The 11,909-nt window shown below is 68.6% G+C and carries 9 protein-coding genes; 7 read left to right on the top strand and 2 right to left on the bottom strand.

Annotated features, from left to right (window positions below; all coding sequences use genetic code 11):
* The 3 genes from ACYVE9_RS00940 to ACYVE9_RS00930 all read left to right on the top strand — a co-directional run bounded on the left by ACYVE9_RS00940 (position 1) and on the right by ACYVE9_RS00930 (position 3,451).
* The gene (locus ACYVE9_RS00940) at positions 1 to 1,089 is read left to right on the top strand and encodes a hydroxymethylglutaryl-CoA reductase (RefSeq protein WP_461025754.1); all 1,089 of its coding nucleotides are present in this window, start codon (positions 1 to 3) and stop codon (positions 1,087 to 1,089) included.
* Positions 1,079 to 2,260, top strand: coding sequence for a hydroxymethylglutaryl-CoA synthase (locus tag ACYVE9_RS00935; RefSeq protein WP_461025728.1), 1,182 nt, complete (start codon positions 1,079 to 1,081; stop codon positions 2,258 to 2,260). Before ACYVE9_RS00940 ends, ACYVE9_RS00935 begins: the two co-directional genes overlap by 11 nt.
* A gap of 87 nt (positions 2,261 to 2,347) precedes the next feature.
* A complete protein-coding gene (locus ACYVE9_RS00930; protein ID WP_461025727.1) occupies positions 2,348 to 3,451 on the top strand; it encodes a polyprenyl synthetase family protein in 1,104 nt (367 codons plus the stop codon).
* A gap of 969 nt (positions 3,452 to 4,420) precedes the next feature.
* On the opposite strand, the gene ACYVE9_RS00925 is transcribed toward ACYVE9_RS00930, so the two are convergent.
* Positions 4,421 to 5,779, bottom strand: a complete 1,359-nt coding sequence (locus ACYVE9_RS00925) for a tetratricopeptide repeat protein (protein WP_461025726.1) — start codon at positions 5,777 to 5,779, stop codon at positions 4,421 to 4,423.
* Between the two features lie 837 nt (positions 5,780 to 6,616).
* Between ACYVE9_RS00925 and ACYVE9_RS00920 the strand changes: the two genes are divergently transcribed.
* From ACYVE9_RS00920 to ACYVE9_RS00905, 4 genes are all read left to right on the top strand, one after another.
* Complete coding sequence (locus ACYVE9_RS00920; RefSeq protein WP_461025725.1) at positions 6,617 to 7,054, top strand: hypothetical protein; 438 nt, start codon at positions 6,617 to 6,619, stop codon at positions 7,052 to 7,054.
* Positions 7,055 to 7,161: 107 nt separating this feature from the next.
* The gene (locus tag ACYVE9_RS00915; RefSeq protein ID WP_461025724.1) at positions 7,162 to 8,631 is read left to right on the top strand and encodes a hypothetical protein; all 1,470 of its coding nucleotides are present in this window, start codon (positions 7,162 to 7,164) and stop codon (positions 8,629 to 8,631) included.
* A complete protein-coding gene (locus ACYVE9_RS00910) occupies positions 8,628 to 9,341 on the top strand; it encodes an HAD family hydrolase (RefSeq protein WP_461025723.1) in 714 nt (237 codons plus the stop codon). Before ACYVE9_RS00915 ends, ACYVE9_RS00910 begins: the two co-directional genes overlap by 4 nt.
* Before the next feature lie 20 nt (positions 9,342 to 9,361).
* On the top strand, positions 9,362 to 10,426 hold the full coding sequence (locus tag ACYVE9_RS00905) for an IS3 family transposase (RefSeq protein WP_461025722.1): 1,065 nt from the start codon (positions 9,362 to 9,364) through the stop codon (positions 10,424 to 10,426).
* A 502-nt stretch (positions 10,427 to 10,928) separates the two neighbouring features.
* On the opposite strand, the gene ACYVE9_RS00900 is transcribed toward ACYVE9_RS00905, so the two are convergent.
* Entirely contained in the window at positions 10,929 to 11,768 is an 840-nt protein-coding gene (locus ACYVE9_RS00900; RefSeq protein WP_461025721.1) for a hypothetical protein, read from the bottom strand.
* Between the last annotated feature and the right edge of the window lie 141 nt (positions 11,769 to 11,909).

Here is an 11,909-nt window from a genome sequence, read left to right as displayed (position 1 = left end):
ATCCACCCCACGTATCCCCCCGCCGTCCCGGCGCCACCTGCCGACGGCCCCACTCCCCTCCCCACCCGCTGGGTCGGCCCCCTGCGCATCACCGGTAACGCCGCGACCGGCGAGACGCACGTGCCCCTGGCCACCTACGAGTCACCGATGTGGCCCTCGGTCGCCCGAGGCGCACGCACCTCCCGAATGGTCGACGCCGGTATCAAAGTCACCGTCGTCGACGACCGCATGACCCGCTCCATCCTGCTCCGGGCCGCCGATGCCGAAGGCGCGTGGACGGCCGCCCAGGCCATCCACGCCCGCACCGACGAGCTGCGGGCCCTGACGCAGCAGAGCAGCCGCTACGCCGAACTCCTCGCAGTGCGCCACGAGATCACCGGGCCCCTGCTGTTCGTCCGGTTCGAATTCGCCACCGGCGACGCCGCCGGTCACAACATGGTCACCCTGGCTGCCGACCGTCTCCTGAACCATCTCCTCACCCACATACCCGGCGTCGCCTACGGATCGATCTCCGGGAACTACTGCACGGACAAGAAAGCGACCGCGATCAACGGGATCCTCGGCCGCGGCAAGAACACCACCGCCGAAATCCTCCTCCCGAAGTCCCTCGTCGCCCAGCACCTGCGCACCACGGCCGGCAAGATCGCCCAACTGAACGTGGACAAAAACCTTATCGGCACCGTCCTGGCCGGTGGGATCCGCTCCGCCAACGCCCACTACGCCAACATGCTTCTCGCGTTCTACCTGGCCACCGGCCAGGACGCCGCCAATATCGTCGAGGGCTCGCAAGGCATCACCTACGCAGCCGACCGGGATGGCGACCTGTACTTCTCCTGCACCCTGCCAAACCTCATCGTCGGCACCGTCGGCAACGGCAAAACCTTTGCCGCCGTTGACGAAGCCCTCATCCACCTGGGATGCCGCGAACCGCGCCCCACCGGGCACAACGCCCGCCGCCTCGCCGCCCTCGCGGCTGCCACAGTCCTGTGCGGCGAACTCTCCCTGATGGCCACCCAAACCAACCCCGGCGAACTGATGCGGGCCCACCTCCGCCTTGAACGCCGCAACGGAGCCCGCCATGACCACTGACCCGCCCGTCGGCATCCACGATCTGTCCTTCGCCACCACCAGCCTGGTCCTCACCCACGACGAACTCGCCCGGCACACCGGCGCCAACCCCTCCAAGTACCACTACGGCCTCGGCCAGCGCGCCATGAGCATCCCGGCCGTCGACGAAGACATCGTCACCCTCGCCGCCAACGCCGCCGCCCCCCTCATCGAACGCCACGGCAGCGGCACCATCCGCACCCTGCTCTTCGCCACCGAAAGCGGCATCGACCAATCCAAAGCCGCCGGCATCTACGTCCACCGCCTGCTCGGCCTGCACCCGGGCGTGCGCGTCGTCGAACTCAAGCAGGCCTGCTACGGCGCCACCGCCGCCCTCCAACTCGCCTGCGCCCTGGTGCGCACCGACCCAACCCAGCGCGTCCTGGTCCTGGCCAGCGACATCGCCCGCTACGACCTCGACAGCCCCGGCGAAGCCACCCAAGGCGCCGCCGCAGCCGCACTCCTCGTCGCCGCCCACCCCGCCCTGGCCACCGTCAACGCCCCCTCCGGGCTCCACACCCACGACACCATGGACTTCTGGCGACCCACCTACCGCACCACCCCCCTCGTCAACGGCAAAACCTCGCTCGACGCCTACCTGCGCGCCCTCGACAGCACCTGGCACGACTACCAGACCCACCACGGGCTGTCTCTGGAGAAGATCCACACCGTCTGCTACCACCAGCCCTTCACCCGCATGGCCCACAAGGCCCACCACCACCTCCTGCAGACCCATGGCGCACAACCCACGCCCGAAGCCGTCCACAACGCCATCGCCCCCACCACCGCCTACAACGAGCTGGTCGGCAACAGCTACACCGCCTCCCTCTACCTGGCCCTCGCCGCCCTCCTGGACAGTGACACCCCCCTCGAAGGCAAAACGATCGGGCTGTTCAGCTACGGCTCGGGCAGCGTCGCCGAGTTCTTCACCGCCACCGTCCAACCCCACTACCGCACCACCCTGCACACCTCCGCCCACCAACAGGCCCTCACAGCACGAGCCCCTCTCACCTACGCCTCCTACCTGGACCTGCACACCGAGCAGCTCCCCAAAGACGGCAACACCTACCGGTCGCCCCGCCAGACCCGTGGGCGCTACCGCCTCGCCGGGATCGACGCCCACCAGCGCCTCTACGAGCCCACCGGGGGATGACGTCCGCGCTCCGCCCCATCACCAGCAACAGGACATCGCCCCGCAGGACAGGGCCACGCCCGCCACCACCGAGGAAGGCACCGCCTCATGAACCTCACCCCCACCTCCTACGCACCGAACGCCGGTACCGTGGACCTGGACGCCGCCCGCACCCGGGTGAACGAGCGGCTGGCCTCCTTTCTGGCCGACCGCGCACGGCGCGACGGCGGCGAGACATTGCCGCCACTGGCCGCGACCGTCCTCAACGACTTCGTGGGAGCCGGCGGCAAACGCATCCGCCCGCTCCTGTGCGTCCTGGGATGGAACGCAGCCACCGGTGCTGCCCTGGTACCCGACGAAGTCATCGACGCTGCCTGCGCGCTGGAACTCTTCCACGCCTTCGCGCTCATCCACGACGACGTCATGGACGCCTCCGACACCCGCCGCGGCCGCCCCACCGTCCACCGCGCGCTCACCGACCGCTATCGAGAGGGCCGCTCCGACAGCCTGGCCCGCCGCGTCGGCGAGGGAGCCGCCGTCCTGGTCGGAGACCTGGCCCAGATGTGGGCCGACGAGCTGCTGCACACCGCCGACCTGACCGACGACCGCCTGCGCGCCGGGCTCCGCGTCTGGGACACGATGCGCCATGACGTCATGCAGGGCCAGATCCTCGACGTCACCGCCGGCGGACGGCCCACCAACGACGTGGACCGCGCCATGGCCATCGTGCGTCACAAGACGGCCGGCTACACCATCGAGCATCCCCTCCTGCTCGGCGCCACCCTCGCGGACGCGCCCCCGGACATGCTGCACGCGCTGAGCGACTTCGCTGTGCCGCTGGGCGAGGCGTTCCAACTCCGCGACGACCTGCTGGGTGTTTTCGGTGACCCGCAGAAGACAGGCAAGTCGCACCTGGACGACCTGCGCGAGGGCAAGCACACGACGCTGATGGCTCTGGCCCTGCAGGGCGCGGCACCGCACCAGGCCGCCGTGCTGCACCGCCTCCTCGGAGACGCCGCTCTCAGCACGGCGGACGCCGAGCAGATCCGGGGCATCCTCGCCGACAGCGGTGCCCGCCAACAGGTGGAGGACATGATCGAAGAGCGACGTGTCCGAGTGCTGCATCTGTTGAAGACCACCCGCCTGCTGTCCCCCGCGGCAGTACTCCACCTGCGGGCTTTGGTCGACTTCGCCACCCACCGTGTCTCCTGAACTTTCTGTGCTGGTGGGGTCGGTCGACGTTTGTGCGCGGTGGTCCGGACGAGGGGTGGTGTGTCGGGAAGAACGTCGCATGACGTCCTGCCAGGGTGAAGCGCGGGCGCTATGCGTCCCGTGCGGCGTGCCAGGCCGAGAGCGGTCCATGCTGTGGAGGAGCGACGGGTGCGGGTGCGCACTGTTTCGAACAGCCGGCAGGCTTTTGTCCCTGCCTGAGCGAAGGCCGCCCATGCACGGCTGCCCCGCCGCCACGACGGGCAGGACTCCCATCGACAGGTGGTAGTCGGTCGCCCCCGTTCGGGTGTGGGCGTCGCCTGCTGCACGGCGACCCCGGGCGTGGTCGACATCGACTCTCATGCCGCGCCGGTCCCCGAGCGCAGCCGTCCACTGCCCGGCATTCCCATCCATGAGGCAGTCGACCTCAAGAGCCTGGCACCTTCAAGCCAGCGAGCAATCGAGGACTGCTCGACGAGAAGCAGGCCAGGTCACTGGAGGGGCACACGGTCGCGATAGCCCGTCGCCTCGCCGTTGGCCGACAGGGATCCCACTGAGCCTCGCTCGGAGGCTTGCCGTGCCTGTCCGGCCGCAGTCGGTGAGGCACTCATCGTGCTGGGGCGAGCGCCGGAACTGGGTGCCAACGGTGCCGGACGAACGCTGACAGCATCAGCGTGCTCGACAGTGCCAGGCTGTAGCAGCCTTCCGTTCTCCCAAGGGAAATCATGGACGGAGGTTTCCACCGTGCTGGTGACAGAGGTGTCGTCGTACTGCCGTGACGGGCGGGGGTATGCGCAGCCGTATGCGAAGGGGTCGTCCATGAGGGCAATGCTCGGACACTCAGTAGGGCCCAGGTAGCGACTGGTGACGATGACGACCTGCAGAAACGGTTCACGTTAGGCCATATGCAGTAGTGCCTTCGCCAGTTCCACGGAGGAGAGATGGGCGAGCGGTGTGGCGGGAAGACGCCCGTCACGGGTCAGGCAGGGCGCGAACCCTCCGTGCGTGGTACAGGACGGTTGCCGCATGGCGCTGGTGCTGATGAGGCCGCAGGGCCTTTCGCATCTGCGTGAAAGCCTGGGCTACGCGGACGGACCGCAGGTGTGGGTAGTGGTCGAGAAAGGCGTGCCAGTGGGCGCATGCGGCCTCCAACTGGCCGGTGCGCAAGAGGGTGTCCGCAAGACCGGCGTGGGTGAGGGCTCTGGCGCGGCGCTCACTGTCGGGACGCGCCTGCAGGGCTGATGACAGTGCCCGGGTTGCTCCGGGCAAGTCGTCAAGGGCGAGGAGAGTTTGGGCTCTTTGATAGTCCAGGCCCGCCCTGGGGTAGTCGGTGAACGGGCCGGCCGGAGTGCTGGCGCGGTCATGTTGCTTCTCCGCTGCGACGAGGTCGCTGACTGCCGCATGCCGAAGGTGCAGGTACGCGTGAGTGAGAGCGCGCTGGCTCAACACGAAAGCCGATGCGGCCGGTTCAGCGTGGCGACCGACTGCGTCTACCGCGGTGTCGATGAGATGTCGCGCGTGCTGGTGGTGCCCCAGGCGCAGTGCCTGCAGGCTCATGGCGCGCAAGGTCACGGCGTACAGACATGAGTCACCGGCTTCGCGGGCGAGGCCGAGCCCAGTGGTGTAGTAGCGCTGCGCCAGGCCTGGGTAACCGGCGTCTTCACTCATGCGAGCAAGCAGGTGGGTGAGTTGTGCGCCGCCGGTGAACAGCTCACGGCGCAGTGAGGCAGAGGCAGTGCGGGTGATCAGGAGGCGACTGGTCTCGTCGGCGAGGTAGGCGATCAGGGCGGTGCGTGGGTGCGCACCACCGTGGCGTTCGGTGAGTTCCGCGAAGAGAGGGATCATCTCCTGCAGCCTCTGGGCATCAGCCGGCGTGGCGCTGCCGGCACTGCGTATTCGGGCGGGGGGCGGCTCCGCAGGTTTCCACATCAGCGGCTCCCCCGCGTCGGCCAGGCTGTACACGGTTCTGGTCAGAAAGACCCGACGCGTGGGGTCGATCTCCTCACGGCACAGCGCAGCGAGATGGTGTACGGCATCACCGCCTTTGGGGGGTTGGGACGGGTGGGATGCCTGGGGCGTCTGGGTGAGTCCGGTGTCGGCGGTGGTGACCAGGCGGTTGCAGCGGCGGCTGAAGGCCAGGGCTACCAGGTCGGGGACCGGTGGTCGGGGGCGGGAGCCGGTGAGCCAATGGGCGACGGCGGTGCGGTCGTAGCGCAGAGCCAGGGATTGGGCCGCGCCCAGGGCGTTTACCGTCCGCGCCAGATCCGCCGCGCTCCAGCCGGCTTCGGCCAGCAGGGCAGCTAAGCGATGGTTACGCTCCCGACGTGCCATAAGCCCTCCCAGGATGGAATCTCTACGTGACCTTCCCGGCGCCCCGAGAGCGGAAGCGCCCGTTCAACGCGTGCACGCCCCGCCCAGGTCGAAGCACGTTCGGTTATCACTCGGCGGGTAGTTCGAGAGAAGACGTGCAGTCACGAACCTGTTGGGGTCACGAAATCGAAGGCAGTCACCACACCGTCAACCGTTGCGGGAGGTTATCCATGCCGATGAGGACGCCGACGTCCTCACAGAGCCTCAAACTCGGCGGCGCGGCGGCGGCGGAGCGCGCCATGAGGAGTCCGTCCATGGGAGGCGGCTGCGGCCGCCCTTCACCAGGAGCGGCTGAAGGCAACGGGCTTTGCCGACCATAACCCGGTCAACGGACCCAGCGGAGCCTGCGAGGCCGACTACGCCATAGCCTCCGGCACCGACACCGGCACCGGCCAGATTTCCGTCACGAAGGCAGCCGCCCTGCCCGTACCCGAAACCATCAGGGGGCGAGCCCGGCCGTCGCTCTGCTGGACCGGACAGGCGGCAGACGCGTCTCGTCGGGCGGCGCAGACAACGGCATCGACCGCGCGCGGCGGCCTCACCGTCCCGGTCCGTGTCATCACCCACCGCAGCAGCTGATAGGAGCCTCCGACGACGATGAACGAGTCGACCGTGCGACCTATTTCGGCCACATCCGCAAAGAGCATAGATACCGACGTCTTCGACGTGGGCGGACGGTTAGCACCCTGTCCGCCCACCCAGCTATTCGCTAGATCGCCGGCCCAGGCCGGCCACCGGGTCCAAGCGAGTCCGGTGCGGTCTCCGATTCGCGGCATACCGACGCCGAGTCGGGCACGAGTGGCTGGCACGCTGCTGCGGGAGGTTGCCCCCGGGGGGCGTACCACCGACAAGGCCCTCATCGCGGCGCCGATGCCGACCGCAACGGGGGTGGCGCGCGGTGCCGGCTCTTTCTGCACGGTCCACGCGACCGTCGCTGCACAGGCCAGCACCGTGTGCCCGAGCGCGGTGGTGCTCGCCTCACCGCGCTCGTTGTGCGCCGAAGCGAAACCGGCCATCGAAAAGGTCGAACCACTCTTCACCCAGGGGAAGAACCACGTCCATGTTCGTCAACAGATCACCCACGACCCTGCGGGCGAATTGGGCGACGTGGCAACGGCCCCGAACAAGCTCGATCAGCTACCGAACGAGGCGACGGTCGCCTCACCGATATGGACCGCTTCACTTGCGGAATCCGTCGCAAATGCCACTGACACGATGGGTCCGAGCGCCTCATGAACACGATGCCGACTCCCCGCCCTGGGCTGACTGACCCGAGTCATACCGCTACCAGGCCCGTCGCCTGTGCCGGCTCGTCTCCCTGGCCCGCAGACACAATTCCTGTGATGGCTGCAGCCCACCGGGCACTGGACCGTGCCGTCGATACCGCGGTGGCCCTTCAGCGGAACGATGGTTCGTGGATGGAGCTTCCAGACGCGCGGATCTTCGACACCGCTTTGGTCGCCATCGCTCTGAGCCGCGCGAGAATCGCACCGCCAGAACCCATCGCCAAGGCCCAGAGCTGGCTGCGCCAAGCTGCACCCCAGCGGCACGACGCCGATGTCCACGACGTCGAGGCCTGGCTGCGTGATTGTGCGCTCGCCTCCGGATCGGCGCCCTCCCGTTCCTTGCCCACGGGGCTCAACCCCACACGCTCTCTCCTGTTCGCCGCGATGGCGGAGGTCCCGGCCGCAGAACTGATCAGTCAGGTCGCGGAGCTACGGGCCGCCGCCCAGGGACGACGGTTGAAGCAATGGCACCAAGCAATCATCGACTCGGTCGAGATCATCGCATTGACGAGATGCCGACGGCCCACACCGTCAAGCCTGGTCGACCGGCTCGAAGAAGCCCTGTGCCTGGACGGGTCCCTTTGCAACATGACAGCCGTCACTGCGCTCTGCCTGCTGGCATTCTCCCAGCTGCCCGATCCACCTCCAGCCGCGCGACGATGTCTGGAATATCTGCTCGGCCAGCAGCGCGACGACGGCACATGGCGCTACATCCCCCTTGAAGTCTGGGACACCACTCTCATGGTGCGCGCTTTGCGCCGCCACCCTCAGTTCAGCCGCGACGCCCTGGAGCCAGCCTTCGACTTCATCGCCGGCGCCCAATCACCTGATGGTGGATGGGGGGCGATGCAGGGCCTCGAATCGGACAACGACACCACAGGGTCGGCGCTGATCGCCCTCGCGGAGACCGCCCACAGCCGGCAGGTTTGGCCCGCCGCCGAACGGTTCGCGTTACGCACCCAGCGTCCAGACGGTCTCTGGACCGCCTGGCAGTCGGCCGACGACACCATCGTCGAACCCGATGTCGTCGCCCATGTCGTCACCGGTCTCACAGCCCATGCGACCACGATCGTCGACACCACTCCGGCCCTCACGTGGCTCGCCCGCCAAACGGAGGGAAACACCGGCTGGTACACGCCGTTCAGCTATGCAACAGCTGAGATCAGTACCGCGCTCGGCCCGGCTGCCCCCCGCAGCCGCCACGCCTACTCTCAACTCCTCGAACAACAAAACACGGACGGAGGTTGGCCCGCGCTCGCGGGACAATCCAACTCCTCACCCGCTGCCACGGGCTTGGCCCTCGCCACGATCGCCCGCCTCCCGCAGGACCTCGATACGGAACGAGTCATTCGCCGCTCCCTCGCCTTCCTGATCGACACCCAGCTTGCCGATGGCACCTGGCCAGGCACGCCCATCCTGGCTGGGCCCCGCCCCTTCCTCACGCACTACCCCGTCCAGACGCACGCCTTTGTCACCACAGGCCTTGCAACCCTCGCAGACAGGGCCGGCATGCGGGAGCGGGAGTGATAGGTGTCAGTCGGCCCCGCACGCGCCTGGCGATCTTCGACATCGACGGCACTCTCGCCGAAGGTCTGTTAGCCGGTCCGCTCCCCGACCACCTGCGACAGACAGGTCTGGGCAGTCTGGAGGGACACCAGCTCCTTCATGACCATCTTGCATCGCTAGGCCCTGACGGGCTGGAGGACACCCAGGCAGCCCGACACGCCTACGAGCTGTATGCCGCAATGTTGGCGGGCACCGCGGTAGGCGCCGTACGGAGGGCCATCGATGAACTCTGGCAACTACGGCGTGCAGTCCTCTTCTCCTTCGCACGCCCCTTGCTCGCCGAGCTCCGCGAACGGGGCTACACGCCGGTGCTGTTGTCAGTCGGCCCGCAGGAACTGGTCCGGCGGGTCGCCACCCACCTCTTCGTATCCAGGGCATGGGGCACCTCGCTCGAAGAACTGAACGGTGTCTACACCGGACGGATCGCGGTCACCGTCGCCGGCAGAAAACCGGATGTGATCCGGGCGGCCTTCGGCGTCTTTCCCGTCGATTGGGCCGCATCGATCGCTGTGGGCAACTCCGCCGCGGACGCCGGTCTGCTATCCCTTGTCGGCCGGCCCATCGCCTTCGAGCCGACGTCCGCCCTTCGACGGCGTGCCGATGCCTGCAGCTGGCCGCTCGCCGACCGCACCACCCTCTCCGAGGTCCTCACCTCCCGGAGGTATCGCTGACCGCCAGTCGGCCTTGTGAGGTGCACTTGATCTCCTCGAGCTTCTACTACTGGCGGCGGACGGCCCCGGACCGGGCCGCCCGGCAGGCGGCCGACGCCCGCCTGGCAGCCCGGATACGGGCCGTGCACCACGAGTCGGACGGCACCTACGGAGCCCCGCGAACCACCGCCGCGCTCCGCGAGGAGAGCGGCGAGGCGGTCAACCACCAGCGTGTCTCCAGGATCATGCGGGTCTGCGGAATCGAAGGGGTCCGGTTGCGCCGCCGGCACCGCACCACCGACTCCGACCCGGCAGCCGTCAGGGCGCCCGACCTGATCGGACGCAACTTCACCGCCACGGCCCCGAACACGAAGTACGTCGGCGACATCACCTACCTGCCCATCGAGGGCGGGAAGTTCTGCTACCTGGCGACCGTCGTCGACCTCTCATCACGCCGTCTGGCCGGATGGGCGATCGCCGACCGCATGCGCGCGCCTGGTGACCGACGCCCTGGCAGCGGCGATCTGCACCCGCGGCACTCTCGCCGGATCGATCATGCACACGGACCACGGAGCCCGTACGCCAGCACCGTCTTCGCCGAAGCCTGCAGGTCAGCAGGGGTTCCGCGAAGCATGAGCGCGGTCGGGTCCAGAGCGGACAACGCGCTCGCCGAGTCCTTCAACGCGACCTTCAAACACGAGACCCTGAAGGGACGAAAGAGCTGGCCAACCGAGCACGAGGCCCGACTCGACGCCCTCCGATGGCTCCACCGCTACAACACCCGCCGCCGACACTCCCGCCTCGGACACTCCCGCCTCGGACAACGATCGCTTCCGAGAACGCCCCCACCTCACACCAACTACGCTGGCACAAGCCGCATAACCCGTGTCCGGGACTCGGAGTCAAGGCCCCTCCGGCGACGGGCTCGCGGTGGGTGCGCCGACCGAGTCGGCTGTGTGTGCCATGACTGCCGGGTCGAGGGGCTTGCCGCAGACCACGCTGCGCACGGTGAACTGCCACCTGTCCCTGGGCACCGCAGCAGACGCACAGCCCGGCGCCATCCATCACAAAGCGGCCCCGCAGCCATAGCGGGAACACGGACATAGTGTCCGCTGATCCCCGGCGTCGGCCCGGCCCCTGCCGGTCACGCGTGACCGGCAAACCGGACTCCTACCGACCCCTCGCTCGGCCCAGCGGACTCGGCCGCGCCGCGCCACCTTCCCGCCGTGCGTTTCCTCGCCTTTGTCCTCACGGGAGCCGGACGCTCTCTGAGGGAGGCCGGCGGCCTCCCTGCTCCAGGATGGGCATCCTGCGTTGGGCGAAGTGGTTCGGCTCCTCCCAACCGCAGCTCGTTCCGACATGTCCAGCCGCACGTCGCGACTGCTCCGGCGACGATCCGGCAGCGGCCCATCTCGCAGGCCGGAAACGGCAACGAGTGGGCCTTCTGTGTCCTGCGCCGATGGAACAGTTTCGCCAAACCCCACCCGCGGTGCCTGCTGCACAGGTGAGACCCGATCGGCGTTGGTGGCCTCGGGCGGGGCGAGGAGCGCCGACCCGACGGTCCCTTGCATGGCAGCTCCGCGGCGGGGACCCAGGAGTAGCGCCCGATCAGTCAGGGGTGGTCTCGCTCGGCTTCCGGCCGCCACCGGGTCCGGTCTGCCGACGGTCGTCCGGCGTCGCGCCGCCCGAAGTGGGTGGGGCGAGCGTCAGCGACACATCATCGGAATGGACCCGGCGCCGGATGTGGCTGATCGGCCCCAGTCCGCCGAGCACCTGTCCCAGCTGCTGTAGCGCCCGGGTCTGCCCGTCCGTGTCGAGCACGGTGATCGTGCTGACGTCGACGTCCTCGGGGCGCAGATGGGCCAGTGAGGGGATACTGCGTACCGGCAACCCCGCTTTGGCCGCCTCGGCCACACCGGTTCGCGCGATAGCGCAGGATTCCGACCCGGTGACCAGCAACACGTCGGACTGGTTGAGCGCGGAGACAACCGCCGTGTTGAGGTTGTCCATGGCATAGCACCATTCCCCGGGGTGCTGGCCCCTCAGCCGTGGAAACCGCGAGCGCAGCACGGTGAGGATGTCAGTCACCTGTGCCATGACGGCCCCCGGGGCGACAACGAAGGAAAGGCGTTCGGAATCCGCCACCTGGACGGTCGCGGCAGGCCCCGACGTGTCCACCCGGATCACCCGTCCGCGCGCGTCCATGTCATCGCGCACAGCGGCGGAGTCGAGCGGGGTTCCCACCACCAACACCTCGTCACCGCGGTCCAGGAAGCGCCGCAGCGCGCGTTGCGCGTACTCGGCCGAAGGGCAGACGACGTTTCTCGGGCAACCGCACACGTTGTGCGGCGACCGCGCGCCACCCGAGTGCTGCGCAGGCACCAGGACGGGCAGGGAGTGCCGCGGACCCGCCCCGGCTTGCTCCCCCGCCGCCAGCACGTAGAGCACTCGGCGCGTGCGGAGGACGTCCCGCCAGGATTCCACCTGCCGACGCGCGTACGACACGGCTGTCGCGTCCGCGTGGTCGACGGCGACCGCCAGGCCGCCATGACCTCCGTCCGGCTTCTCGTAGGAGACGGTGAAGACGAG

The organism is Streptomyces sparsus, assembly GCF_054776295.1.
The sequence above is the reverse complement of the archived record's forward strand: the minus strand, read 5'-3'. Positions and strand labels throughout refer to the sequence as shown.